Annotated in this window: 24 protein-coding genes; 7 read left to right on the top strand and 17 right to left on the bottom strand. The window is 75.1% G+C overall.

Annotated elements, in window-relative coordinates:
* Positions 1-5: 5 nt before the first annotated feature.
* From CP974_RS18995 to glyA, 3 genes are all read right to left on the bottom strand, one after another.
* Positions 6-602, bottom strand: coding sequence for a 2'-5' RNA ligase family protein (locus CP974_RS18995; protein WP_031133271.1), 597 nt, complete (start codon positions 600-602; stop codon positions 6-8).
* A 121-nt stretch (positions 603-723) separates the two neighbouring features.
* The gene (gene trpS, locus CP974_RS18990; protein WP_031133269.1) at positions 724-1,737 is read right to left on the bottom strand and encodes a tryptophan--tRNA ligase; all 1,014 of its coding nucleotides are present in this window, start codon (positions 1,735-1,737) and stop codon (positions 724-726) included.
* 79 nt (positions 1,738-1,816) lie between these two features.
* Positions 1,817-3,157, bottom strand: a complete 1,341-nt coding sequence (gene glyA, locus CP974_RS18985) for a serine hydroxymethyltransferase (protein WP_031133267.1) — start codon at positions 3,155-3,157, stop codon at positions 1,817-1,819.
* Between the two features lie 234 nt (positions 3,158-3,391).
* On the opposite strand from glyA, the gene rocD reads away from it, so the two are divergent.
* Positions 3,392-4,600 carry an ornithine--oxo-acid transaminase gene (gene rocD, locus CP974_RS18980; protein WP_031133265.1) on the top strand — a complete coding sequence of 403 codons (1,209 nt, stop codon included), beginning with the start codon at positions 3,392-3,394 and terminating at the stop codon, positions 4,598-4,600.
* A 199-nt stretch (positions 4,601-4,799) separates the two neighbouring features.
* On the opposite strand, the gene CP974_RS18975 is transcribed toward rocD, so the two are convergent.
* The 3 genes from CP974_RS18975 to pdxR all read right to left on the bottom strand — a co-directional run bounded on the left by CP974_RS18975 (position 4,800) and on the right by pdxR (position 7,921).
* Complete coding sequence (locus CP974_RS18975) at positions 4,800-5,981, bottom strand: glutathionylspermidine synthase family protein (RefSeq protein WP_031133263.1); 1,182 nt, start codon at positions 5,979-5,981, stop codon at positions 4,800-4,802.
* A gap of 20 nt (positions 5,982-6,001) precedes the next feature.
* On the bottom strand, positions 6,002-6,298 hold the full coding sequence (locus CP974_RS18970) for a hypothetical protein (protein WP_031133261.1): 297 nt from the start codon (positions 6,296-6,298) through the stop codon (positions 6,002-6,004).
* A gap of 183 nt (positions 6,299-6,481) precedes the next feature.
* Positions 6,482-7,921, bottom strand: a complete 1,440-nt coding sequence (gene pdxR / locus CP974_RS18965; RefSeq protein WP_031133260.1) for a MocR-like pyridoxine biosynthesis transcription factor PdxR — start codon at positions 7,919-7,921, stop codon at positions 6,482-6,484.
* A gap of 47 nt (positions 7,922-7,968) precedes the next feature.
* Here pdxR and CP974_RS18960 point away from each other — a divergent pair, with 47 nt between their 5' ends.
* On the top strand, positions 7,969-8,538 hold the full coding sequence (locus tag CP974_RS18960; RefSeq protein WP_031133258.1) for a carboxymuconolactone decarboxylase family protein: 570 nt from the start codon (positions 7,969-7,971) through the stop codon (positions 8,536-8,538).
* A gap of 59 nt (positions 8,539-8,597) precedes the next feature.
* Positions 8,598-9,317, top strand: a complete 720-nt coding sequence (locus CP974_RS18955) for an isocitrate lyase/PEP mutase family protein (RefSeq protein ID WP_031133257.1) — start codon at positions 8,598-8,600, stop codon at positions 9,315-9,317.
* A 42-nt stretch (positions 9,318-9,359) separates the two neighbouring features.
* On the opposite strand, the gene CP974_RS18950 is transcribed toward CP974_RS18955, so the two are convergent.
* From CP974_RS18950 to CP974_RS18910, 9 genes are all read right to left on the bottom strand, one after another.
* Positions 9,360-10,376: an ABC transporter substrate-binding protein gene (locus tag CP974_RS18950; protein ID WP_078915713.1), complete on the bottom strand. Its 1,017-nt coding sequence runs from the start codon at positions 10,374-10,376 to the stop codon at positions 9,360-9,362.
* Between the two features lie 114 nt (positions 10,377-10,490).
* Positions 10,491-12,836 carry an ABC transporter permease gene (locus CP974_RS18945; RefSeq protein WP_140160830.1) on the bottom strand — a complete coding sequence of 782 codons (2,346 nt, stop codon included), beginning with the start codon at positions 12,834-12,836 and terminating at the stop codon, positions 10,491-10,493.
* Positions 12,833-13,966 carry a quaternary amine ABC transporter ATP-binding protein gene (locus tag CP974_RS18940; protein WP_078915341.1) on the bottom strand — a complete coding sequence of 378 codons (1,134 nt, stop codon included), beginning with the start codon at positions 13,964-13,966 and terminating at the stop codon, positions 12,833-12,835. Before CP974_RS18940 ends, CP974_RS18945 begins: the two co-directional genes overlap by 4 nt.
* Positions 13,963-15,594 (bottom strand): GMC family oxidoreductase, encoded by a 1,632-nt coding sequence (locus CP974_RS18935; protein WP_078915340.1) that lies wholly within the window; start codon positions 15,592-15,594, stop codon positions 13,963-13,965. The genes CP974_RS18940 and CP974_RS18935 overlap by 4 nt, the downstream gene beginning before the upstream one ends.
* A 302-nt stretch (positions 15,595-15,896) precedes the next feature.
* The gene (locus tag CP974_RS18930) at positions 15,897-17,405 is read right to left on the bottom strand and encodes an aldehyde dehydrogenase family protein (RefSeq protein WP_031128717.1); all 1,509 of its coding nucleotides are present in this window, start codon (positions 17,403-17,405) and stop codon (positions 15,897-15,899) included.
* 471 nt (positions 17,406-17,876) lie between these two features.
* Positions 17,877-18,866 carry a malate dehydrogenase gene (locus CP974_RS18925; protein ID WP_031128716.1) on the bottom strand — a complete coding sequence of 330 codons (990 nt, stop codon included), beginning with the start codon at positions 18,864-18,866 and terminating at the stop codon, positions 17,877-17,879.
* Positions 18,867-19,062: 196 nt separating this feature from the next.
* Positions 19,063-20,208, bottom strand: a complete 1,146-nt coding sequence (locus tag CP974_RS30720) for a helix-turn-helix domain-containing protein (RefSeq protein ID WP_031128715.1) — start codon at positions 20,206-20,208, stop codon at positions 19,063-19,065.
* 363 nt (positions 20,209-20,571) lie between these two features.
* The gene (locus CP974_RS30715; protein ID WP_231717386.1) at positions 20,572-20,856 is read right to left on the bottom strand and encodes a DUF3017 domain-containing protein; all 285 of its coding nucleotides are present in this window, start codon (positions 20,854-20,856) and stop codon (positions 20,572-20,574) included.
* Positions 20,857-21,651: 795 nt separating this feature from the next.
* Positions 21,652-22,506: a bifunctional methylenetetrahydrofolate dehydrogenase/methenyltetrahydrofolate cyclohydrolase gene (locus CP974_RS18910; protein ID WP_031128713.1), complete on the bottom strand. Its 855-nt coding sequence runs from the start codon at positions 22,504-22,506 to the stop codon at positions 21,652-21,654.
* Positions 22,507-22,749: 243 nt separating this feature from the next.
* Between CP974_RS18910 and CP974_RS18905 the strand changes: the two genes are divergently transcribed.
* Positions 22,750-23,304, top strand: coding sequence for a hypothetical protein (locus tag CP974_RS18905; RefSeq protein ID WP_031128712.1), 555 nt, complete (start codon positions 22,750-22,752; stop codon positions 23,302-23,304).
* A 69-nt stretch (positions 23,305-23,373) separates the two neighbouring features.
* On the opposite strand, the gene CP974_RS18900 is transcribed toward CP974_RS18905, so the two are convergent.
* Positions 23,374-23,604: a hypothetical protein gene (locus CP974_RS18900; protein ID WP_031128711.1), complete on the bottom strand. Its 231-nt coding sequence runs from the start codon at positions 23,602-23,604 to the stop codon at positions 23,374-23,376.
* Positions 23,589-23,849, bottom strand: coding sequence for a hypothetical protein (locus CP974_RS18895; protein ID WP_078915338.1), 261 nt, complete (start codon positions 23,847-23,849; stop codon positions 23,589-23,591). The genes CP974_RS18900 and CP974_RS18895 overlap by 16 nt, the downstream gene beginning before the upstream one ends.
* Positions 23,850-23,966: 117 nt before the next feature.
* Here CP974_RS18895 and CP974_RS18890 point away from each other — a divergent pair, with 117 nt between their 5' ends.
* Genes CP974_RS18890 through CP974_RS18880 form a run of 3 tightly spaced genes read left to right on the top strand, consistent with a single transcriptional unit; the run spans position 23,967 to position 25,363 of the window.
* Positions 23,967-24,881, top strand: coding sequence for a helix-turn-helix domain-containing protein (locus CP974_RS18890; protein WP_031128708.1), 915 nt, complete (start codon positions 23,967-23,969; stop codon positions 24,879-24,881).
* Positions 24,787-24,987, top strand: coding sequence for a DUF397 domain-containing protein (locus tag CP974_RS18885; RefSeq protein WP_031128707.1), 201 nt, complete (start codon positions 24,787-24,789; stop codon positions 24,985-24,987). The genes CP974_RS18890 and CP974_RS18885 overlap by 95 nt, the downstream gene beginning before the upstream one ends.
* 25 nt (positions 24,988-25,012) lie before the next feature.
* Complete coding sequence (locus CP974_RS18880) at positions 25,013-25,363, top strand: DUF397 domain-containing protein (protein ID WP_031128705.1); 351 nt, start codon at positions 25,013-25,015, stop codon at positions 25,361-25,363.
* The last annotated feature ends 27 nt before the right edge of the window (positions 25,364-25,390 follow it).

The raw sequence follows: 25,390 nt of genomic DNA, 5'->3' as shown, positions 1-25,390 counted from the left end.
GGGTCTCAGCCCCCGTACGGGGCGGGGGCCGGGTCGTCGGCCGGGGCGCCCTGGGCGGGGATCGTGCGGGCCGGGCCGGGGCGGCCGAACTCGTACGTGTGGAGCTTGCGCCACACCGCGTCCGCGCCCTGCTCGTACAGGGCGAACGAGCTGACCGTCCACGCCGCCTCGAAGCCGGCCAGCTCCTCGAACGCCCGGTCCATCGCCTCCTCGGCGATGCCGTGCGCGACCGTGACGTGCGGGTGGTACGGGAACTGCAGCTCCCGGACGAGCGGGCCCGACGCGTCCCGGACGTGCTGCTGGAGCCGGGCGCACTCCTCGCCGCCCTCCACGACCCGGACGTAGACGACCGGGGAGAGCGGCCGGAAGGTGCCCGTGCCGCTCAGCCGCATGGGGAAGGCCCGCCCGGCCGCGGCGACCGCGGCCAGGTGGGACCGGATCTCCGGCAGCCGCCCGGCGTCCACCTCCGTCGGCGGGAGGAGCGTGACGTGCGTGGGGATGCCGTGGGCCGCGGCGTCGCCGAAGCCCGCGCGCCGCCGCTGGAGCAGGCTGCCGTAGGGCTCCGGGACCGCGATCGAAACGCCGAGCGTTACGGTCCCCACGTCGTTCTCCTCATCCTTCGGTCGTGTCGTCCGGGCGGGCGGTCCCGGGCGGGCGGTCGGGCCCGCGGGTCGCCCGCCAGTGTGGCGCCTGCGCCGCTCCGGTGGCCAGAGCCGTCCGGCCTCAGTGCTTGGCGGGCAGGAAGCCCACCTTGTCGTAGGTCTGGGCGAGGGTCTCCGCGGCGACGGCGCGGGCCTTCTCGGCGCCCTTGGCGAGGATCGAGTCCAGCGTCTCCGGGTCGTCCAGGTATTCCTGCGTGCGGGTCCTGAACGGTGTGACGAAGTCGACCACGATCTCGGCGAGGTCCGTCTTCAGGGCGCCGTACATCTTGCCCTCGTACCCCTTGACCAGGTCGTCGACGGGGGTGCCGGTGAGCGTCGACAGGATCGTGAGGAGGTTGCTGACGCCGGGCTTGCCCTCCGGGTCGAAGCGGATCACGGTGTCCGTGTCGGTGACGGCGCTCTTGACCTTCTTGGCGGTGGCCTTCGGGTCGTCGAGGAGGTTGATCAGGCCCTTGGGCGTCGCGGCGGACTTCGACATCTTCGCCGTCGGGTCCTGGAGGTCGTAGATCTTCGCCGTCTCCTTGAGGATGTACGGCGCCGGGACGGTGAACGTGTCGCCGAAGCGGGTGTTGAACCGCTCCGCGAGGTCGCGGGTCAGCTCGATGTGCTGGCGCTGGTCCTCGCCGACCGGGACCTCGTTGGCCTGGTAGAGCAGGATGTCGGCGACCTGGAGGATCGGGTACGTGAAGAGGCCGACCGTGGCGCGGTCGGCGCCCTGCTTGGCGGACTTGTCCTTGAACTGCGTCATCCGCGACGCCTCGCCGAAGCCGGTGAGGCAGTTCATCACCCAGGCGAGCTGGGCGTGCTCCGGGACGTGGCTCTGCACGAACAGCGTGCACCGCTCCGGGTCGAGTCCGGCGGCGAGGAGCTGGGCGGCGGCCAGGCGGGTGTTGGCACGGAGCTCGGCCGGGTCCTGCGGCACGGTGATCGCGTGCAGGTCGACGACCATGTAGAAGGCGTCGTGCGACTCCTGCAGCGCGACCCACTGGCGGACCGCGCCGAGGTAGTTGCCGAGGTGGAAGGAGCCCGCGGTCGGCTGGATTCCGGAGAGCACACGAGGGTCAGCAGAGGCCATGCCGCTCATTCTCTCAGGTCCGGCGGGCAGCTGGGGACGGCCTGTGGACAACCGGCCGACCGCGGGCGGGGCGCCTGTGTCAGGCGGGGACACCGGGTGCGGGGTGGCGGCCCATGAGGTCCGCGACCTCGGCGCGGATCACCGCGAGGGCGTCCTCGTCGCCCGTGCGGGCGGCGGCGACGCCCCGGTCGATCCAGTCGGCGACGGCGGCCATGTGCTCGGTGCCGAGGCCGCGCGAGGTGAGGGACGGGGTGCCGATGCGGATGCCGGACGGGTCGAAGGGCCTGCGCGGGTCGTACGGGACGGTGTTGTGGTTCACGACGACGCCCGCCCGGTCCAGGGCCTTGGCGGCGGTCTTGCCGGGGACGTCCCTGCCGGTGAGGTCGATGAGGACCAGGTGGTTGTCCGTGCCGCCGGAGACCAGGTCGAAACCGCGGTCGAGGAGGGCGGCGGCCAGCGCGCGGGCGTTGGCGACGACCCGGTGGGCGTAGTCCCGGAAGGCCGGCTGGGCGGCCTCGTGGAGGGCGACGGCGATGGCGGCGGTGGTCTGGTTGTGCGGGCCGCCCTGGAGGCCGGGGAAGACGGCCTTGTCGATCGCCTTCGCGTGCTCCTCGCGGCACATCAGCATCGCGCCGCGCGGGCCCCGCAGGGTCTTGTGGGTGGTGGTGGAGACGACGTCGGCGTGCGGCACGGGCGACGGGTGGGCGCCGCCCGCGACGAGTCCCGCGATGTGGGCGATGTCGGCGACGAGGACGGCGCCCGCCTCGCGGGCGATCCCGGCGAAGGCGGCGAAGTCGATGGTGCGGGGCAGCGCCGTGCCGCCGCAGAAGATGACCTTCGGGCGCTCCCTGAGCGCGAGGTCGCGGACCTCGTCGAAGTCGATCAGCCCGGTGTCGCGGCGCACGCCGTACTGGACGCCCCGGAACCAGCTGCCGGTCGCGGAGACGCCCCAGCCGTGGGTGAGGTGGCCGCCCATGGGCAGTGCCATGCCCATGACGGTGTCACCGGGCTGGGCGAAGGCCAGGTACACGGCGAGGTTGGCGGGCGAGCCGGAGTAGGGCTGGACGTTGGCGTGGTCGACGCCGAAGAGGGCCCTGGCGCGGTCCGTGGCGAGCCGCTCCACCTGGTCGATGACCTGCTGGCCCTCGTAGTAGCGGCGGCCGGCGTAGCCCTCGCTGTACTTGTTCTGCAGGACCGTGCCGGAGGCTTCCAGGACGGCGGCGGAGACGTAGTTCTCGCTGGGGATGAGGCGCAGCGTGTCGGCCTGGAGGCGCTCCTCGGCGGCGACGAGGCGGGCCAGCTCCGGGTCGGCGGCGGCGAGGGCGGGGTGCGCGGGCGCGAGGGGGGCTTCCGGCGCGGGGGCCGGGGCGGCGGGGGCTTCCGGCGCGGGGGTGGCGGCGGGCGTGGGCGGGCGCGTCATGGCGTTCCTCCGGGGTGGGCAGCTCGTCTGTCTCCCCGGGGGCCCAGGCGGGCGGCGCCCCGTGCGGTCTGCCGCGCACGGCTCCCCCGGGGTCGCTTCCCCGTACGCCAGTCGCCGCGCGTGCCGTCCACCCTATCCGCCGCCGCCGCGCCGGGGCCCCGTCGTCCGCATGGCGAGCGGCCGTGGAGAGCGACCATGGAGAGGACCGGCCGTACGACGACGAACGGAGACCCCGTGTCGGCAACGCAGGACGCCATCGCCGCCGCCGAGGCGCACAGCGCCCACACCTACCACCCGCTGCCCGTGGTCGTGGCGACGGCGGAGGGCGCCTGGATGACCGATGTCGAGGGGCGCCGCTACCTCGACCTGCTCGCCGGGTACTCGGCGCTCAACTTCGGGCACGGCAACCGCCGTCTGATCGACGCCGCCAAGGCGCAGCTCGACCGGGTGACGCTGACGTCGCGCGCCTTCCACCACGACCGGTTCGCAGCGTTCTGCCGGGAGCTGGCGGAGTTCTGCGGCATGGAGACGGTGCTGCCGATGAACACCGGCGCGGAGGCGGTGGAGACGGCCGTGAAGACCGCCCGCAAGTGGGGCTACCGGGTCAAGGGCGTCCCGGACGGCGCCGCGCGGATCGTGGTGGCGGCGGGCAACTTCCACGGCAGGACGACGACGATCGTCAGCTTCTCGACGGACCCGGAGGCCCGGGACGCGTACGGCCCCTACACGCCGGGCTTCGACGTCGTGCCGTACGGGGACCTGGCGGCGCTGGAGGCGGCGCTGACCGACGAGACGGTGGCGGTGCTGCTGGAGCCGATCCAGGGCGAGGCGGGCGTGCTGGTGCCGCCGCCCGGCTACCTGGCGGGCGTGCGGCGGGTGACCCGCGAGCGGGGCGTGCTGTTCGTGGCGGACGAGATCCAGTCGGGCCTGGGCCGCACCGGGCGGACGTTCGCCTGCGACCACGAGGGCGTCGTGCCGGACGTGTACGTGCTCGGCAAGGCGCTGGGCGGCGGGGTCGTGCCGGTGTCGGCGGTGGTGTCGGGGGCGGACGTGCTGGGGGTGCACCGGCCGGGCGAGCACGGTTCGACGTTCGGCGGGAACCCGCTGGCCTGCGCGGTGGCGCTGGAGGTGCTGGCGATGCTGCGGACCGGCGAGTACCAGCGGCGGGCCGCGGAGCTGGGCGAGCACCTCCACCGCGAGCTGGGCCTCCTGGTGGGCGGGGGCGCCGTGCGCGAGGTGCGCGGGCGCGGACTGTGGGCGGGGGTGGACCTGGACCCGGCCGTGGGGACGGGCCGTCAGGTGTCGGAGCGGCTGATGGAGCGGGGCGTGCTGGTCAAGGACACCCACGGCTCGACGATCCGGCTGGCTCCGCCGCTGATGGTGTCCAAGGAGGATCTGGACTGGGGTCTGGAGCGGCTGCGGGAGGTCCTGGCGGGGAGCTGAGCGGGGGGCGCGGGCCGCTGCGGGCGTCCGCCGCCCGGCCGGGCCGTGCGGCGCCGGGCATCCGGTACGGGTTCCCGGGCCGCGCCGGACCGCGCCGGGCTGTGTGCCGCGCCGGGCCGGGCCGCGCCGGGCCGGGCCGGGCTGTGTGCCGCGCCGGGCCGCGCCGCGCCGGGCCGGCGGGGTCACCGGCCCGGCGGGGTCACCGGATGACGTGCGGCAGGAAGCGCGCGTACCCGTCCGTGACGAGGCCGGACGACTCGCGGATGCCGAGCCCGGCCGCCTCGCCCTCCACGACCCAGGCGCCGAGCACGACCCGGTTGCCGTCGAAGTCGGGGAGCGGGGCGAGGCCCTGGTAGCAGCACGGCTCGGGCCGTACGACGGGGTCGGCGCCCGGCTCGTGGACGGTGACCCCGGCGCCCTCGCGGCCCAGCAGCGGCTTGGCGACGTACCCGCCGTCGGCGGCCGTTTCGCGCGGGCCGTCGAGGTAGGCGGGCAGCAGGTTGGGGTGGCCGGGGTACAGCTCCCACAGGACGGCGAGGAGCGCCTTGTTGGACAGCAGCATCTTCCAGGCGGGCTCGATCCAGCAGGTGCTGCCGGTGCCGCCGCCGTTGTCGAGGGTGTCCAGGACGTGCGGGCCGAACGGGTCGGTGACCAGCCACTCCCACGGGTACAGCTTGAAGCAGCTGCGGATGAAGCGCAGCCGGTCGTCCACGAAGCGGCCGGCCAGCCGGTCCCAGCCGATCTGCTCGACGGACAGCGCGTCGGTGGCGATGCCGGCCTGCTCGGCGGTCTCGCGCAGGTACGCGACCGTCATCAGGTCCTCGCCGATCTCGTCGCCCTCGGAGTGGACGAAGTGCAGCGGGCCGGGCGGCAGGAGGCGGGCCTGCCGCCGCCAGGCGTCGACCAGCCGCTCGTGGAGGGAGTTCCACTGGTCCGCGCCGGGGAAGCGGTCCTCCATCCAGAACCACTGGGGGCTGGCCGCCTCGACGAGCGAGGTGGGCGTGTCGGCGTTGTACTCCAGCAGCTTGGCGGGGCCCGTCCCGTCGTAGCGCAGGTCGAACCGCCCGTACAGGGAGGGCAGTTCGGCACGGCGCCGCCAGGACTCGGCGACCAGCGCGGCGAGCCGCGGGTCGGTGATGCCCAGCTCGGCGAAACGTTCCTGCTCCACGATGTGCGCGGCGGCGGCCAGGCACATGCCGTGCAGTTCCTCTACGGTCTCCTCCAGCGCCTCGACCTCAGGCAGGGTGAAGGAGTAGTAGGCGCTCTCGTCCCAGTAGGGGCGCAGCGTGCCGTCGGGGTGGCGGGTGAGCGGGTAGACGCAGCCCTGCTCCTCGACGATGCGCTGCCAGTCGGGGCGGGGCTCGATGGTGTGGCGTTCCATGGGTGCGTACGGCTCCGGGCTCAGCCGCCGCCGCTGCCCGAGCAGCCGAAGCCGCCGCGCTGGACGGCCGCCTTGTCGAAGCTGCCGCCCTCGACCTTGCCGCTGCGGGTGGACCCGCCGTAGTAGTACGACCCACCGCCGCCACCGCCGCTGCCGCCGCTGCCCCGGTTGTCGCTGCAGCTGTAGTCGGGCAGGACGTCGCGGGTGACCCGGTCGACACACCGCCGGTCGGGCTCGGAGCTCCCGCAGGAGGTCAGGGTGAGCGCGAGCGCCCCCATGCCCCCCAGGACGACATGACTCGAACGGAACCTGCGCATTTCTCTCTCCCCCGTGTTCCTGTCAAGCGAACGCGTCGAACGCCGGACACCTTAGCCGTGCCCTTCCGGCCGGCCGAAGGGAGGGGCGGGCGCGGAGGGCGGCGTTCCGGGGTGGCGGCGCGACGGCGGACGGACCCGGAGGCCGCGGCCGCGCCGCCGGAGGCGGGCCGGTGGGCCCCGCGCTCAGGGCAGGACCCTGCACAGGGCGTCCAGGGCGCCGGGCCAGGCGCTGTCGGTGGGGGTGGCGTAGCCGACCACGAGGGCGTCGCGGCCGGGCGGGGTGTCGGGGTGGCGGAAGGCGTCCAGGCCCTGGAGGGCGAGGCCCTGGAGCGCGGCGGCGCGCAGGACGGCGCGCTCGGTGCCGGGCGGGAGGGTGAGCACGGCGTGCAGCCCGGCGGCGATGCCGGTGACCCGCACGCCGGGCGCCCGTTCGGCGAGCGCCGCCACGAGCTGGTCGCGGCGGCGCCGGTACCGCAGCCGCGTGCCGCGCACATGCCGGTCGTACGCGCCGGAGGACAGGAACTCGGCCAGGGTCAGCTGGTCCAGCGCGCTCGTCGCCCACTCGATGTCGCCCTTCGCCGCCAGCACCTCCTCCAGCAGGTGCCGGGGCGGGACCATCCAGCCGAGCCGCAGGCCGGGCGCGAGGGACTTGCTGGCGGTGCCCAGGTACGCGACCCGCTCGGGGTCGAGGCTCTGGAGGGCGCCGACGGGCTGCCGGTCGTACCGGAACTCGCCGTCGTAGTCGTCCTCCAGCACCAGCCCGCCGGACGTGCGGGCCCAGTCGACCAGCGCGCTGCGCCGCTCCGGCGCGAGGGCGCCGCCCAGCGGGAACTGGTGGGCGGGCGTGATCAGTACCGCGCCGGGGCGGGGCCCGCCCCCGGCGGTGAGCGCCTCGACGCGGGTGCCGTCCCCGTCGAGCGGCAGCGCCGGGGTGCGCAGCCCGGCGGCGGTGAGGGCGCCCCAGTGCACGTCGAGCCCGTACGACTCGACCGCGACCTCCCGGACGCGGCGGCCCCGCAGGACGGTGGCGAGCAGCATGAGCGCCTGGGCGAAGCCGGAGCAGACCACGATCCGGTCAGGTTCGGCGTGCACGCCGCGCGAGCGGGCCAGGTACTCGGCGAGGGCGGCGCGCAGCTCGGGCCGGCCGCGCGGGTCGCCGTAGCCGAACGCCTCGTGCGGGGCGTTCAGCAGGGCGCGGCGGGCGGCCTTGAGCCAGTCGGAGCGGGGGAAGGAGGCGAGGTCGGGCGTGCCGGGGTGGAGGGTGTGCAGGGGCCGGCCGGGGCGGGGGCGGGCGCGCTGCCACGGCAGGGCGGCGGCGGACGCGGGGCGCCGGGCGGGCGCGGCGGCGGCGCGGGGCGCCACACGGGTCCCGGAACCCTGGCGGGCGGTGAGCCACCCCTCGGCGACCAGTTCGGCGTAGGCGTCGGCGACGGTGTTGCGGGCGACGCCCAGGTCGGCGGCGAGCGTACGGGAGGACGGCAGCCGGGTGCCGGGGGCGAGGCGCCCGGTCCGCACGGCGTCGCGCAGGGCGCCCATCAGCCCGGCGCGCACCCCGGAGCCCCGGATGTCCAGATGGAGGTCGACGCCGCCGAACGCAGCGGAAATGGCCCGCGATTCCGTCATGGAAGTGGACCATACCGGGGCGCCAACACCGGCGTAGCGTCGAGGACATGACGACGACGAACACGCAGCAGGACCAGCGGGACGCCACCCCCGAGGACAGCCACGCGGGCGCCGCCCCCGCGACCGGCGGCTACGCCCCCGAGCACCCGGCCCGGCTCAATCTGGCGGAGCTGGCCCCCGAGGTGTACCGGGCGATGGTCCGGCTGGACGCCGCCGCCCACCAGGGCCTCGACCCGGTGCTGGTCGAGCTGGTCAAGATCCGCAGCTCGCAGATCAACAACTGCGCCTTCTGCCTGGACATGCACACCAGGGACGCGCTGGCCGCCGGTGAGGACGTGGCGCGGATCGTGCAGCTCAGCGCCTGGCGGGAGTCGCGGCACTTCTACACCGAGAAGGAGCTGGCCGCCCTCGAACTGGCCGAGTCGGTCACGCTCCTGACGGAGGGCTTCGTCCCGGACGAGGTCTTCGAGCGGGCGGCGGCCCACTTCGACCCGGCCGAGCTGGCCCACCTGATCTCCGCGATCATCGTGATCAACTCGTGGAACCGGATCGCCGTGACGTGCCGCTCGGTCCCCGGCCACTACACACCGGGCCAGTTCAAGGGCCACAACGCGTGACCCGGGCGGGCGCGGCGCCGGGGCCCGGCGCTGCCGGAGCCGGTGCGGGGCCCGGCCGGGTGTTCCGGGCGCTGCACCACGGCCGGGCGCCCGGGGACCCGCTGGTCCTGCCCGGCCCGTGGGACGCGGCGAGCGCCCGTGTCCTCGCCGAGGCCGGGTTCCCGGCGCTGGCGACGCCGTCCGCGGGGGTGGCGGCGTCGCTGGGGTACGAGGACGGGCGCACGCCCGCCGGCGAGATGTTCGCCGCGGTGGCCCGGATCGTCCGCGCCGTGGACGTGCCCGTCTCGGCCGATCTGGAGGGCGGCTACGGGCTGCCTGCGAGGGAGCTGGCGGCCCGCGTCCTCGACATCGGGGTCGCCGGGGTGAACCTGGAGGACGGCGACGCGGACGGGCTGCGGGACGCCGGGGCGCACGCGCGGTGGCTGGCGGAGTTCCGCGCCGCCGTCGGCGGGGAGGTCTTCCTCAACGCCCGCGTGGACACGTACGTGCGGGGCGCGGGGGACGTGGCGGAGACGGTGCGCCGCGCCCGCCTGTACGCGGCGGCGGGCGCGGACGGCGTGTACCCGCTGAAGGCGCCGCCGGAGGTACTGCCGGTGCTGCGCGCGGAGGTGGACGTGCCGCTCAACGCCCTCGCCGCGCCAGGCGGCCCGGCGCCGGCCGAGCTGGGGCGGCTGGGCGCCTCCCGGGTCACGTACGGACCGCACCTGCACCGCCGGGCGACGCGCGCCCTGCGGGACATCGCGGCCGCGCTGCGGGAGGACGGGACCGTCACCGGCTGAAACGGCCGGGCCGGGCGGCGCCGGGCGGGGGCCGTCACGGGGTCACCTGGGGAGCCACGCCTTCCAGGTGGCCTCGTTGTCCTTGACCCACTTCTCCGCCGCCGCCTCCGGCGAGAGCTTCCGGTCGGCGATCATCAGCGCGACCTCGTTCTGCTGCTCGGTGGTCCACGTGAAGTTCTTCAGGAACTCGGCGGCCTCACCGCCGTTCTTCGCGAAGTCCGCGTTCAGGTACTTCCGCAGCGGTGTCTCCGGGTAGCCGCAGGCGACCTTCTCCGGGACGGCGTCGCAGCCCTCCTCGTACGCGGGCAGCTTCACCTCCACCAGGTCGACCTGGGCGTTCAGCCACTGCGGGGTCCACCAGTAGGTGAGGAACGGCTTTTTCTCCTCGGCGTACTTCCTGATCGCGGTGATCTGCGCCGCCTCGGAGCCCGCGTACGTGGTCTTCAGGTCGAGCCCGAGGTTCTTGATGATCGCGTCGTCGTGGGTGACGTAGTCGGGCGAGCCCTCCAGGATCTGGCCCTTGCCGCCGCTCTCGGCGGTCGCGAAGTCCTTCGCGTACCTGTCGAGGTTCTTCCAGTCCGTCACGTCCGGGTGGGCGTCGGCGAAGTACTTCGGGACGTACCAGCCGATGTGGCCGGTCACGCCGAGGTCGCCGCCGCTGACGACGGTCTTCTTCTCCTCGACGTACCGCTTCTCCTCCTTGGGGTGGCCCCAGTCCTCCAGGATCGCGTCGACGTCGCCCTTGGACAGGGCGTCCCAGGCCAGGACCTCGCCGAGCTGCTTCGTCCTGACCTCGTAGTCGAGCTCGTTCTCCAGGAGGTACGCGGCGACGGCCGCGTTCGCCTGGGCGCCGACCCAGGAGGGGACGGTCAGGGTGACGGTGTTGCCGCCGTTGCCGGCCTGCTGGGACCTGCCGGTCTCGGCGGCGCCGCAGCCGCCGAGGGCCAGCACGCCGAGGGCGGTGGCGACGGCGGTCGCGGCCCGGACGGCGCGCCCGGCACCCGTACGGGCACGGGCGGGGCGGGCGGGGCGGGCGGGGTGGGCGCCGGCTCTGGGCATGGGGGTGCTCCTCGGGGGCGGGGGCGGAAGGGGAAGGGGGGAAGGGGGGAGGCGGGCGGTGGCCCGCCGGCCGGACGCGGGAGGCTTCCGGTCGGCGGGCCGGACGCGGGAGGCTCAGCTGCCGCGCCGCTCGCGCGCGGCGGGCTGCGTGAGGCGGTCGAGGACCAGGCCGAGGCAGACGATCGCCAGTCCGGCGGTCATGCCGAGCCCCATCTCGCCGCGCGAGAGACCCTTCACCACGTCGTAGCCGAGCGCGCCGCCGCCGACGAGGCCGCCGACGACGACCACGGCGAGGACGAGCACGACGCCCTGGTTGACGGCCAGCTTCAGCGCCGGGCGGGCCAGCGGGAGCTGCACCTGGAAGAGCTGCTGCCGGGCGGAGGCGCCCATGGAGCGGGCCGCCTCCAGCGCCGCCGGGTCGACCTCGCGCACGCCCTGGGTGGTGATGCGGATGACGGCGGGCAGCGCGTACACGACCGCCGCGATGATCGCCGCGGCGCGGCTGACCCCGAACAGCGCGACGACCGGGATCAGGTACACGAACTGCGGCATCGTCTGGAGCGTGTCCAGCACGGGCCGCAGCCAGCGTTCGACCGCCCGCACACGGGCGCACACCACACCGGTGAGCACGCCGACGGCGAGGGTGACCACCAGGGCGGCGACGACCTGCGACAGGGTGTCGAGGGACTTCGTCCACACGCCGAGCACCCCGGTCGCGGCGAGCGCGGCGGTCGCGGTCAGTGCGCTCGCCCAGGTGCCGACCAGCCGGGCCAGCACGGCGACCACGAGCAGCAGGGCCCACCAGGGCATCCCCTGCAGGCCGTCCCGCAGCGGGTTGAGCAGCCCCAGGGTGAAGGCGTCCGACCAGACCTGGGTGCCGCCGACGAGCGGCACGCCCGTGGACAGGTGGCCGACCACCCAGTCCTGCGCCTGGTTGACGGGGGTGGAGATGTCGTACGTCCAGTCGCGCGGCCAGCGCGTGCCGAGCGCCCGGCCCGCGAGCACGGCCGCGAGGGTGCCCGCGGCGGCGAGCGCCCAGGCGGCTCCGCCGCGCGGCGTGCCCCGGCGGCCGGAGGCGCCCTCGCCCTCGCCGAGCCGGTCGCCCGCGGCGGCGGTGGTGCGGTCCAGCCAGACGGCGATCAGCACGATCGGGATGCCCGCGGCGAGGGCCCTGCCCACGTCGACGGTGGAGAGCGCCGAGTAGACCTCCTCGCCCAGGCCGCCCGCGCCGACGAGAGCGGCGATGACCACCATGGAGAGCGCCATCATGATCGTCTGGTTGAGGCCGAGCAGCATCTGGCGGCGGGCCAGCGGGAGCCGGGCGGTCCACAGCCGCTGGCGGCGGCTCGCGCCGAGCGACGCGGCGGCCTCCAGGACACCGGGGTCGGCGGAGCGCAGGCCGAGCGCGGTGAGCCGCGCCATGGGCGGCGCCGCGTAGATGACCGTGCAGAACAGCGCGGCGGGCGTGCCGGTGCCGAAGACCAGCACGAACGGCAGCAGGTACGCGAAGGCGGGCAGCACCTGCATGGTGTCGAGCACCGGGCGCATCAGGCGGTCCACGCGGTCCGAGAGACCGGCGGCCAGGCCGATGAGCACGCCGAGCAGCGCGGCCACGGCCACGGCGACCACCATCAGGGCGAGGGTGAGCAGCGTGGCGTCCCACATGCCGAGCAGCCCGCACGCGGCGAGCGCCACGAGCGCCACCGCCGCGACCCGCGCGCCGCGCCGGCCGAAGCCCGCGGCGCGCCAGGCCAGCAGCACCCCGGCGGTCAGCACGCCCGGCCAGCCCATGGCGGCCAGCGCCTCGTAGACGACGTCCACGGCGTCGGTGGCCGTGTTGGAGAGGTGGAGCAGGAAGTACAGGAAGAGGGGGTGGGTGTCGCGGTGGTCGAGGACCCACCGGTTGGCGCCGTCGAGCGGCCCGGAGATGTCCACGGTCAGCCCGGCGGGCCAGCCGCCGCCCCCGAGGAGGAGGGCGCCGGCGACGACGACGGCGACGAGCGGCAGCCCGGCCGCGGCGAACCGCCGCCACCGGCCGGGGCGGTGGCCCGGAGCCCGGCTCCCGGCCGTTCCGGTCGCGTCGCGGGGCGCGGCAGCGGTGCCGGCACCCGCGTCGCCGGTCGCGACCCGGGTGCCGGAGCCGGTGCCGGACGCGGGGGCGGGGGCGGGGACGTGGGCGGGCTCGGCGCCGGTACCGGGCCCGGTCCTGGCGCCGGTCGCGGTACCGGCCTCGGTCGCGGTACCGGCCTCGGTCGCGGTACCGGCCTCGGTCGCGGTCTCCGGGCGGTCCGCCGCGCGGGCGCGGACGACGGTCGTGGGGGGCCCGTCGTGCGCGCCCGCCTCCGGGGCGCCGGTCGCGGTGCGGTCGGCGGGTGCGGGGCGGCCGGTGCGGTCCGGGTCGGCGTGCCGCGCGGGGCGCCTGCCGCCCGGTCCCTGTTTCGGGGCGGTGGTGGAACTCATGCGGCCGCCCTCCCGCCGGGAGCCGCGACCCCCGCGACGACCCCCAGGAGGGTCTGCGGGTCCACCACGCCCAGGCAGCGGCCGTCCTGGACGACGCGCACCGGGGCGCCGCCGCCGTGCGCGGCGGCCGTGATCGCCTCGGCGACGGTCGCACCGGGCGGCACCGCCGGGCCGTGCGCGGCGTCGTCGGCGGTGACCGGGCGCATCGCGGTGCGGACGGTCACGACCTGCTCGCGCGGCACGTCCCGGACGAAGTCGCGCACGTAGTCGTCGGCGGGCGCGCCGACGATCTCCTCGGGCGTGCCGAGCTGGACGACGCGGCCGTCGCGCATGAGGGCGATCCGGTCGCCGACGCGCAGCGCCTCGCCGAGGTCGTGGGTGATGAAGACCATCGTGCGGCCCTCCTCGCGGTGCAGCCGTACGACCTCCTCCTGCATGTCGCGGCGGATCAGCGGGTCGAGGGCGCTGAACGGCTCGTCGAAGAGCAGCACCTCCGGGTCGACGGCCAGGGCGCGGGCGAGGCCGACGCGCTGCTGCTGCCCGCCGGAGAGCTGGCCGGGCCTGCGGTGCTCCAGCCCGGCGAGGCCCACCTTGGCGACGAACCCGGCGGCGCGCTCGCGCCGCTCCGCCCGGCCCACACCCTGGATCTCCAGGCCGTAGGCGACGTTGTCGAGGACGGAGCGGTGCGGGAGCAGGCCGAAGTGCTGGAAGACCATGGCGGCGCGGCGGCGGCGCAGTTCGCGCAGCCGGGCGCGGTCCATGGCGAGCACGTCGTCGCCGTCGATCTCCAGGGTGCCGGAGGTCGGTTCGATCAGCCGGGTCAGGCAGCGCACGAGGGTCGACTTGCCGGAGCCGGACAGGCCCATGACGACGAAGGACTCGCCCTTGTGGACGTCGAAGGAGACCCCCCGGACGGCGGCGGTGCAGCCGGTGCGCGCCCGCAGCTCGGCCGGGGGCAGGTCGGCGAGGGCCGCGTCGCCGGGGACGCGCTCGGCCTTGGGGCCGAACACCTTCCACAGGTCGCGGACCGCGAAGACCGGCGTGCCGGGACCGGCGGACGGGTCGGCGGGGGCGGTACGGGAGGCGAAGGCGCTACGGGAGGCGGGGGCCGCGGAGGCGTGGGCGCTCATCGGGCGTCACCGCCCAGCAGCTCGGCGGCCTTCTCCCCGACCATGAGCACCGCCACCATCGGGTTGACCGCCGTCATGGTCGGGAACACCGACGCGTCGGCGACGCGCAGCCCCTCCACCCCGCGCACCCGCAGGCTCGGGTCCACGACGGCCAGTTCGTCGTCGGGCGCGCCCATCCTGCACGTCCCGGCCGGGTGGTAGACGGTGTGGGCCGCCTTGCGGGCGTACTCGCTCAGCTCCTCGTCGCCGGTCACCTCGGGGCCGGGGCACACCTCGCGCTTCAGCCACCCGGCGAGCGGCTCGGTGCGGGCGATCTCGCGGGCGAGGCGGATGCCGTCCACGAGGGTGCGCGCGTCGTGGTCGTCCTCGTCGGTGAAGTACCGGAAGTCCAGCGCGGGCTTCACCTCCGGGTCGGCGCTGGTCAGGTAGAGGCGGCCGCGGCTGCGCGGCTTGGGGATGTTCGGGGTCATCGACACTCCGTGCGCGGGCTTCTCGTAGCCCAGGCGCTCGGGGTTGTCGGTGAAGGGGATCTGGTAGAAGTGGAACATCAGGTCCGGGCCCGGCTCGGCGGGGTCGCGGCGGACGAACAGCCCGGCGTCGCTGTCCATGGCGGAGTTGTCGGGGATGGGCCCGTGGGTCTCCCAGACGATGACGGACTCGGGGTGGTCGAGCAGGTTCTCGCCGACGCCCGGCAGGTCGTGGACGACGGGGATGCCGAGCGCCTCCAGGTCCCGCTTCGGGCCGATGCCGGAGTGCATCAGCAGGCGGGGCGTGTCGACGGCGCCGGCGCACAGGACCACCTCGCGGCGGGCGGTCAGCAGCGTCTCGGTGCCGTCGGCCGCGCGGACGTGCACACCGCGCGCGCGGGTCCCGTCCAGCTCCAGCCGGTACGCCCAGGTCTCCAGCAGGATGCGGAGGTTGGTGCGCTCGTCCATGACGGGGTGGAGGTAGGCGACGGACGCGGAGGACCGCTTGTTGTCCTCCGGGTGGTAGGCGAGGTCGAAGAAGCCGGCGCCCTCGTGGAACGGCTCGCGGTTGAAGCCCTCGACGCGCGGGACGCCGAGCGCGCGCTGCGCGGAGTCGACGAAGTCGCGGGCGATGGGGTTCCGGTCCTTCTCGTCGACGGGGACGATGTGGTTGAGGAGCCGGTCGTAGTACGGGTCCATGGCGGCGGCGTGCCAGCCCTCGGCGCCCGCCTCGGACCACTCGTCCCAGTCGGACGGGAGCGGCTTGAACGAGATGAGCGTGTTGTGGGAGGAGCAGCCGCCCAGCACGCGGGCGCGGCTGTGGCGGATGTGGGAGTTGCCGCGCGGCTGCTCGACGGTGGGGTAGTCGTAGTCGAGGTCGCCGCCGAGGAGCCCCAGCCAGCGGCGGAGCGTGAGGACGTCGGGCCGGTCGCGGTCGTCCGGGCCGCCCTCGATCACCGCGACGGTGACGGAGGGGTCGGCGGTGAGGCGGTGGGCGATGACGGAGCCCGCGGTGCCGCCGCCGACGATGACGTAGTCGTACTCGGTGGGGGTGCCGGAGGTGGCGGGCCCCGGGTCGGGCCGCTCGGCGGCCGTCGGCCGGGGGACGGTGCTCTCGGGGGCGGTGCTCTCGGAGGCGGTGCTCTCGGGGGTGGTGTTCATGGGTGAGTGCTTTCCTGCGTGACGTGACGTGTTGGCGTGACGTGCGGGGGTCGGGCGCCGCCGTGGTGGTCGGGCGCCGGTCGGCGCCGGTCGCGCGCCCGGAACCGCCCACGTGCCCGCGGGCCCGGTGCGCGGGCCGGTGTGCCCGGTGCGCGGGACCGCGGAGGGCGCGGGCACGGAACGCGTGGCGCGCGTCGCGTACCGGTGGGACGGCGGGCACGGGACGCGTGGCGCGCGGGCCGGCCGGGGACGGGCGCGCCCGGCGGGGCCGGGGCGCCCGGGGTTCGGCCGGGGCGGCCCGCTCAGCCCTTGAACCAGCGCACGGGGCGCGGGGCCAGGTTCTGGTAGACGTGCTTGCTCTCGCGGTACTCGGCGAGGCCCGCGGGCCCGAGTTCGCGGCCGACGCCGCTCTTGCCGAAGCCGCCCCACTCGGCCTGGGGCAGGTACGGGTGGAAGTCGTTGATCCAGACGGTGCCGTGCCGCAGCCGCCCGGCGACCCGGCGGGCGCGGCCCGCGTCGGCGGTCCAGACGCCGCCGGCCAGGCCGTACTCGGTGTCGTTGGCGAGGGCGACGGCCTCGTCCTCCGTGCGGAAGGTCTCGACGGTGAGGACCGGCCCGAAGACCTCCTCGCGGACGACGCGCATGCCGCGGTGGCAGCGGTCGAGGACGGTGGGCCGGTAGAACCAGCCGTCGGCGAGGCCCGGTTCGGCGGGGCGCTCGCCACCGGCACGAAGGACGGCGCCCTCCGCGAGGGCGGAGGCGACGTACTCCTCGGTACGGGCGAGCTGGGCCGCCGAGACGAGGGGGCCGCACTCGACGTCCGGGTCGGTGCCGCGGCCGAGGCGGATGCGTTCGGCGCGGCGGGCCAGCTCGGCGACGAAACGTTCCCGCAGGGACTCCTCGACGATCAGCCGGGAGCCGGCCGAGCAGACCTGGCCGCTGTGGATGAACGCCGCGTTCAGGGCCTGGTCGACGGCGGTGTCGAAGCCCTCGGCGGTGGCGCAGGCGTCGGCGAAGACGACGTTCGGGTTCTTGCCGCCGAGTTCCAGCGCGACCTTCTTGACCGTGTCGGCGGCGGCGCGCATCACCTTCGTGCCGCTGACCAGGCCGCCGGTGAAGGAGACCAGGTCCACGTCGGGGTGCTCGGACATGCGGGCGCCGACGGGGTCGCCGGGGCCGGTGACGAGGTTGGCCGCCCCGGCGGGCAGACCGGCCTCGGCGAGGAGCCGCATGAGGGCGATCGTCGTCAGCGGGGTGATCTCGCTCGGCTTGACGACGACGGTGTTCCCGGCGGCGAGGGCGGGCGCGATCTTCCAACTGGCCTGGAGCAGCGGGTAGTTCCAGGGCGTGATGAGCGCGCACACGCCGACCGGCTCGTGGACGACCACGCTGTGCAGGTCGGGTGACCCGGCGTCGACCACGCGGCCGGCGCCCTCGGCCGCGACCAGGTCGGCGAAGTAGCGGAAGGCGTCGGTGACGCAGTCGATGTCGACGCGGCCCTCTTCGAGGGTCTTGCCCGCGTCCCGGCTCTCCAGCAGGCCCAGTTCCTCGCGGTCGCGCTGGAGGAGGTCGGCCACGCGCCGCAGCAGGGCGGCCCGTTCCGCGACCGGGGTCGCGGGCCAGGGCCCCCGGCCGTCGCCGAACGCCTCGTGTGCGGCGGCGATCGCGGCGTCGGCGTCCTCGCGCCCGCCCTCCGCGACGACCGCGAGGACCGTCGCGTCGGCGGGGTCGTGGACCTCTCGGGTGGCTCCGGAAGCGGCCGTCCGCCACTCCCCCGCCACGAAGATGCTGTTCTCTCGGTGCTCCGACACTGCTCGTGTTGCCTTCCGTACCCGGTGCGGTCAGGACCGTCCGTGACCGGCGAGCCGAGCCCCTGCCCGGGGAAGCGGGAAGCATGCGCGAAAGTGGCGGGGGTCACGCCTGACCAGGCATGCACGGGCACCGCCGGAGGGGCCGGAACGGGTCGTCCCGGCGGGCCGGGACCGCGGCCGGGCGGAGCCGGAGGGAGCCGGGCCGGGCGGAGCCGGAACAGGTCGGCCCAGCGGTGCGAGACCCGGCCCGGCGGGCCGGGCCGGGCCGGACGCACCGGACGCACCGGACGCACCGGACGCACCGGCCGGAGACGGCGGAACGCCCCCGGTGGCGCGTGGCCGTCCGGGGGCGTTCCGGTGCTGCGGGCGGATCCGTACGGGCGCGTGGCCCCGGTACGGACGCGGGGTCCGGCCCCGTACGGAGGGCCGGTCCCGTGACGCGGTCCGGCCCGTGTGGGGCCGGTCAGCGGGTCAGATGAGGCCGAGGCCGCGCACCGCGTCGCGCTCCTCCGCCAGCTCCTGCACCGACGCGTCGATGCGGGCGCGGGAGAACTCGTTGACGTCCAGGCCCTGGACGATCTTGTACGTGCCGTTCTCGCAGGTGACGGGGAAGGAGGAGATGAGGCCCTCCGGCACGCCGTACGAGCCGTCGGACGGGATGCCCATGGAGGTCCAGTCGCCCTCGGCGGTGCCGTTGACCCAGGTGTGGACGTGGTCGATGGCGGCGTTGGCGGCGGAGGCGGCGGAGGACGCGCCGCGGGCCTCGATGATGGCCGCGCCGCGCTTGGCGACGGTCGGGATGAACTCGTCGGCCAGCCACTTCTCGTCGTTGACGACCTCGGCCGCGTTCTTCCCGCCGATGGTGGCGTGGAAGATGTCCGGGTACTGCGTCGCGGAGTGGTTGCCCCAGATCGTCAGCCGCTTGATGTCGGAGACGGCGGCGCCGGTCTTGGCGGCGAGCTGCGAGATCGCGCGGTTGTGGTCGAGGCGGGTCATCGCGGTGAAGCGCTCGGCCGGGACGTCCGGCGCGGCGGCCTGGGCGATGAGGGCGTTGGTGTTGGCCGGGTTGCCGACGACGAGGACCTTGATGTCGTCCGCGGCGTGGTCGTTGATGGCCTTGCCCTGCGGCTTGAAGATGCCGCCGTTGGCCTCCAGGAGGTCACCGCGCTCCATGCCCTTGGTGCGGGGGCGGGCGCCGACGAGGAGGGCGACGTTCGCGCCGTCGAAGGCGACGTTCGGGTCGTCGGTGATGTCGATGCCGCGCAGCAGCGGGAAGGCGCAGTCGTCGAGCTCCATGGCGGTGCCCTCGGCGGCCTTCAGGCCCTGCGGGATCTCCAGGAGGCGCAGCTTGACCGGCACGTCGGCGCCGAGCAGGTGACCGGAGGCGATGCGGAACAGCAGCGCGTAGCCGATCTGGCCGGCCGCGCCGGTGACGGTGACATTCACGGGAGTGCGGGTCATGTGCGATCTCCGTAAGACGACTGGCGGTGGGGGTCCCTGCCCCGGGTGGCGGACGTCCTCCGCGCCGCCGGTGCCCGGGGTCGCCGCGCACTCTCTCGACGTGGAGATATCCAGCGGTCAGGCTATCCGACCCCGCCCCCCTTGAACCCTCGCCCCCTTGTGGTCCAGCTCACCCGGACGGGTGGCGGCCCCGCGGTCACGGGGCGTCCGTGCAGCCGGTCGCGCCGCCCCGCAGCGTGGCGCACGCGGTCGCGCCGGTACCCGCCGGGACGACGACCATCGGGGTGTACGCGTCGCCGTCGGCGTCGGCCCGGGCGGCGCGGGCGGCGGTCGCCCCGGCGGCGGTGACCTCGACGGTGTCGCCGGGGGCCGCGCGGCTGACGCGGGCCCAGGACGCCTCGCAGACGGTGCTGTGGCGGACCTCCACGAGGGCGCCGCCGACGATGGTGGACGCGACCGTGGAGGCGTACGCGCCGCCGCAGCCCATGGTGTGCGGGTCCTGTCCGTCGCAGGCGCCCCGGTAGCAGCCGACGCCGACGGGGAGACTGGGCGCGGCGCGGTTGCCGGCGGGCGGCGCGGCGGGCTTGGCGCCGGCGGACGCGGACCCGCCGGCCGCCCCGGACGCGCCGTCGCCGCCGATCCCGTACAGCAGCACGGCCGCGCCGAACACGAGGAGGGTGCCGACGGCGCCGGCGAAGAACATGAGCACGGTACGGCCGTACCCGCCGTGCCCGTCCTGCCCGCCCTGTCCGCCGTGCCCGCCCTGTCCGGCGCGTCCGCGTGCGGGGCCGGGCGCGGGCACGGCCCCGGGCCGCCGGGCGCCGGGGACGGGGGCGCCGGGGCGGTGGGCGGAGGTGCCGTACGCCTGGCTGCCGGGGGTACCGGGGGTGCCGTACGCCGCTCCGGGGCGGCCGGGGCGGGCCTCCGCGCGAGGGGCCGCCGCTGGGCCGGGCACCACCGGCCACGGGGCCACCGGACCGGGGACCACCGGACCGGGGACCACCGTCGGGAAGGCGGGGCGGGCTCCCGCGGGGCGGGCGCCGCCCGCCGGGGTGGGGCCGCGGCGCTTCTCGGCGCGGCGCCAGGCGCGTTCGGCCAGCTCCCACAGGGTCAGCAGGTGCACCGGGTCCGTGCCGGTCGCCTCGGCCAGGGCGAGGACGGCCTCCCTCGGGGCGGTAAGCTCCCCGTCCAGGTAGCGCTCCCAGGCGGACCCGCTGTACCCGGTGCGGTCCGCGAGCGCGGCGGCGTCCAGCCCGCCGCGGTCGGCCAGCCTGCGCAGCGTGCCGGTGAACTCCCTTATCCGCGGGTCCAGCTCCTCCGGCAGCGCCTTCCAGCGAGGCATCGCTCCCCCCATCTCGTCCCCGGCCGCCCGGACCACCCGGACGCCCGGCGCGCCGCACCCGCGGACGCGCGCGCCCAGGATGGCAGTTCCGGCGGGTGGTTTCCCAGTTGTGGCCCGGTGCGCACACCGTTCCGGAATGGTCACTTCCGTGCCACAGGAGCAGGACAGACCTTGATCCATCTTGGCGCGGGCATGACGCTGTTGATGCGTGCGGGGCCCGTCCTGTACTCGGGGGAGGGGACGGGCGCCGCCGTCCAGACGCCCCGCCCGGACACCACCGCCCGGCTCGGCACGCCCGGCCGGACACGGCACGGCGACGGACCCGTCACCGCGCGGCCCGTCACCGCGCGGCGGGGCGGCCCGTCAGCGGACGGTGAAGCGGACGACTTCCTTCAGGAACGGGATCTCCAGCCACGGGTGCGGCTGCGTCATCAGGGCGAAGAGCACGATGCCGCCGCCCAGCACCCCGTACGTGATCATGTCGGTGAACCGGGACCGTACGGCGAGCATCCCGACGGACGGCAGGGCGCGCCGTATCCCGGCGCCCGTCAGCAGCGCGACGCCCACGAGGAGCGCGCCGATGCGGGGGGCGTGCGGGAACGGGTCGATCCCGATGACCACCAGTCCGAGCAGGGTGAGCCCGAGCACGGTGAGCAGCGGCCACTGGCGGGCGGGCGCGGGGGCGTCGCCGGGGGCGGCCCGGCCGCCGCCCTCGGGCCGGACGATGCCCTCGGTGACGGCGGGCGGCCGCCGCGAGGCTCCCCCGTCGGACCCGCCGGACCCGTCGGACCCGTCGGGCCCGTCGGGCCCGTCGGACCTCTCGGACCCGGCGGACTTCCCGGCTCCCTCGGCTCCCCCGGCTCCCGCAGCCCCTGCGGCTTCCCGGTCCGGCCCGCCGGGCGCGGACGATGCGGATGCGGATGCGGGACCGCCACCCCCGCTGGACGCCCTGGCCCGCTCGCCCTCGGGCGGCTTCCCGCCCGGCCGCCGGGACACGGTCACGGCACCGGCGACGACGGCTCCGGCGGGGTCCGCCCCGGCGGGGTCGGTCCCGCCCTCCGGTCCCGAGGGGGCCGCGGGCGCCGGGGAGGCCGCCGGGCCGTCCTGACGCTCCGGTCCGACCGCGTCGTCCGTTGCGACCGGGGCCGCGACGGACGGGGCACCCCCGGAAGACGGGGCACCCCCGGAGGACGAGGCACGCGTGGCGGACGAGGCACCCGTGGCGGACGGGGCCCCCTCCGCAGGCGGGGCACCCCCCGCGGACGGGGCGCCCTCGGCGGACAGGGCGGCCGTATCGGACGAGGCGCCTCCGGCGGGCGCAGCGCCCTCGGAGGACGCCGCACCTTCAGCGGACGCCGCGTCCTCGGCGGATGGCGCGCCCGGCTGGGCGGAGCCGGCCGGGGCGGTTCCGTCGTTCGGCATGGGGTTGGGCCTTCCGGATGCTCAGAGCGCCGCGCGCTCGGCGGCCTCGACGACGTTCACCAGGAGCTGGGCGCGGGTCATCGGGCCGACGCCGCCCGGGTTGGGGGCGACCCAGCCGGCGACCTCGCGCACGCCCGGGTGCACATCGCCCATGATCTTGCCGCTCTCGTCGCGGCTGACGCCCACGTCGAGCACGGCGGCGCCCGGCTTGATGTCCTCGGGCTTGATCAGGTGCGGTACGCCCGCGGCGGCGACCACGATGTCGGCCCGCCGCAGATGGGCGGAGAGGTCCCGCGTACCGGTGTGGCACTGCGTCACCGTCGCGTTCTCGGAGCGCCGCGTCAGCAGCAGCGGCATCGGCCGGCCGATGGTCACCCCGCGCCCCACGACCACCACGTGCGCACCGGCGATCTCCACGCCGTGGCGCCGCAGCAGCGTCACGATGCCAGCGGGCGTGCACGGCAGCGGGGCGGGCTCACCCAGCACCAGTCGCCCCAGGTTCATCGGGTGCAGGCCGTCGGCGTCCTTCGCCGGGTCCATCAGCTCCAGCACCCGGTTGGTGTCCACGCCCTTCGGCAGCGGGAGCTGCACGATGTAGCCGGTGCACGCGGGGTCCTCGTTCAGCTCGCGGACCACCGCCTCGATGTCCTCCTGCGTCGCCGTCGCGGGCAGCTCCCGCTGGATCGAGGCGATGCCCACCTGGGCGCAGTCGCGGTGCTTGCCGGCCACGTACTTCTGGCTGCCGACGTCTTCGCCGACCAGCAGCGTTCCGAGCCCCGGCGTGATGCCCCTGGCCTTCAGGTCCGCCACGCGGACGGTCAGATCGGACTTGATCGCTGCGGCCGTGGCCTTGCCGTCGAGAATCTGGGCGCTCATGTGCCCATACTCGCGGATGACCCCCGTCCTCTTCCAATTACGGGTGCCGGAGCCCGGCCGGAGAGGTTGCATGTGCACAACGTTCGCCGATTCCGACTGGACAAAAAGCAGACGGTAATACCACGATGACGGCGCAATGCCGCGGGCAGTGCCGGGGGGACAAAGGCGGCGCGTACATGAGTGCACACACAGTTCCTCCGCGCGGGCCGCGCGTCCCCGCACACCCCTCGGAGGAAATCCGCCATGAGTTTCGGCGACCCGAACAACCCCTACGGCCAGCAGCCCGCGCAGCCGGGCTACGGCCAGCAGCCGGCCCAGCCGGGCTACGGCTACCCGCAGGCCCCGGCGTACGGTGAGCCCGCCGGCTACGCCGCGCCCCCGATGGAGATGCCGAGCGGCGCCAAGGCCGGCCGCATCTTCGTGTGGGTGATCATCGCCCTCCAGCTCTTCTTCGCCATCTACGCGTTCACGCAGATGGGCGCCGTCGAGGACGCCGTCAACCAGACCGGTGCCACCGGCACCGAGGCCGAGCTGGCGTCGGACATCGGCAAGGGCATCGTCGTCGTCTTCGCCGTCTTCGCGCTGGTCTTCGCCGCACTGGGCCTGGTCATCGCCCTGAAGTGGGCGAGCGGCGGCAGCGCGGTCCGCACCTGCGCGATCGTCTGGGCGTCCTTCGCCATCGTCGGCGGTCTGTTCCAGATGCCGATCGGCATCGGCACGATGGTCTTCGCGATCCTGCTCATCGTGTTCGCCGCCAAGGGCGACACGGCGGCGTGGTTCAAGCGCCCGCGCCACTGACCCACCGGTCCGCACGAAGGCCGTGACCCGCGCCCGCCGCGCGGGCCACGGCCTTCGCCGTACGCGCCCTCAGACGTCCACCGCGTACGGCGAGGTCCGCACCACCTGGATGGCGCGCCTGCCCCCGAGGACGTACGCGTTGCCGTCCTCGAACTCCAGCCGCCGCCGGTCGGGCCGCACCTGCCGCACGTCGCTGACCGTGTGCGGCAGCCCGCCCACCGCGATCACGTCACCGACCCGCACCTGATCTCCCGTCACCTCCAGGGTCCGCACGACGAGCGGCATCACCGCGCCCCGCATCCGGCCGCACCGCCCGACGCACCGGCCGCGCCCGTCAGCGCCTCCGCCAGCCGCAGCGCGGTCCGGGGCGCGCACCGCCCCAACTCCACAAGCGGGTACGGCGGGTCGGCGGCGAGCGAGACGCAGTCCAGCCCCAGCGAGGGCAGTGTGACGCCCACCCCGGAAAGCGCGGCACGCAAGGCGTCCCGCGCCTCCTCCGCCTCCCTGATCCGCTCCCCCGACGCCTTGCGTTCGGCGATTCCCACGTGCGTTACCCCTTTCCGGTCCGGTTCGCTGTTCCGCACTCCCAGCATCGGCGGGTAGCGGTACGTTCACCAGGGGTCACGACTTTCGACGCGGTGAGCGGAAACCGGGGAACAACCATGCCCACAGCCAAACCACTCGACCCGAGCGAGTCCCTTTCGGCGCTGTTCGGTGCGAAGTTGCGAAAGTTACGCATGAGCGCCGGACTGACGCAGCGACAGCTGGGCGGGATGATCCCGATCGCCCACAGCATGATCGCGCGCTTCGAGCTGGGCACGGAGACCCCGACCCAGCAGGTCGCGGAGGCCCTGGACCGCCTGCTGGCCGCCGACGGCGACCTGGTGGACCTGTGGCTCCACGTGGTCCGTACCCCGATCCCGGACTGGGCGCGGAAGTACATGCTGCTGGAGAAGCAGGCGTGCAAGATCCAGAAGTACATGGCTCACACCGTGCCGGGCCTCTTGCAGACGCCCGCCTATGCAAGGGAGCTGCTGACGGTCGCCGTGCCGTCCATGAGCCGCCTGGAGAGCATGCTCAGAGCTCGCCTGAGTAGACGGACCCTGCTGTACCGCGACGACCCACCGGTTCTATGGACGATCCTCGACGAAGCGGTGCTGTTGCGACCCATCGGCGGCCCTGACGTGATGCGGGAGCAGCTTGGCCATCTGCTGTCTGTATCAGCGGGGTTGGCCAACGTTACGCTGCAAGTGCTGCCCTACGACCGTGGTGCGCATCCGGTCCTGGGCGGCTCGCTCACCGTGCTGTCGTTCCTCGACAGACCAAGTGTCGCCTATCTGGAGAACTCACACTCCGGAGAGCTGGTCGAATCCTCTGGGCGAGTCCACAACTACGCCCTAGCATTCGATCATTTGCTGGCTCAGGCACTGTCGCCGCAGGCGTCGGCCCGCCTGATCCGTAACGTGATGGAGGAGAGCTACCGTGACCCACGTCTCCCTACCCGATCTCAGCGTCGCCGCCTGGCGCAGGTCCAGCTACAGCAACACGCAGGGCGGGGACTGCGTCGAGGTCGCTGACGGCTTCACCGGCGTCGTGCCCGTACGCGACAGCAAGGACACCACCCGCCCCGGCCTGGTCGTCTCCGACCGTGCCTGGAGCGCGTTCGTCGGCTCGCTCAAGTAGCCGCACTCCCAGGGAGGTAACGTCCATGGCCCGTCTCTCCCGACCTGACCTCGGTTCGGCCACCTGGCGCAAGTCCAGCCACAGCAACCAAGCGGGCGGCGACTGCGTCGAGGTCGCCGACGGCTTCACCGGCGTCGTCCCCGTACGCGACAGCAAGCATCCGCACCGCCCCGCCCTCGTCGTCGGCGACCAGACGTGGGGCGCCTTCGTGCAGTGGCGCAAGTCCAGCTACAGCAATCAGGGCGGCGGCGACTGCGTGGAGGTCGGGGCCGGCCTGCCCGGTCTCGTCCCCGTGCGCGACAGCAAGGACCCCGCGCGGCCCGGCATCGTCGTGACCGGGCGGGCCTGGGCGGCGTTCCTCGGGGCGCTCGGGTAGCGGCACACGTCCCCGTACGCCGCAGGG

This window comes from Streptomyces fradiae ATCC 10745 = DSM 40063, assembly GCF_008704425.1.
Taxonomy (GTDB): domain Bacteria; phylum Actinomycetota; class Actinomycetes; order Streptomycetales; family Streptomycetaceae; genus Streptomyces; species Streptomyces fradiae.
Note: the sequence above shows the minus strand (reverse complement) of the source record. Positions and strands in the feature narration are given on the sequence as shown.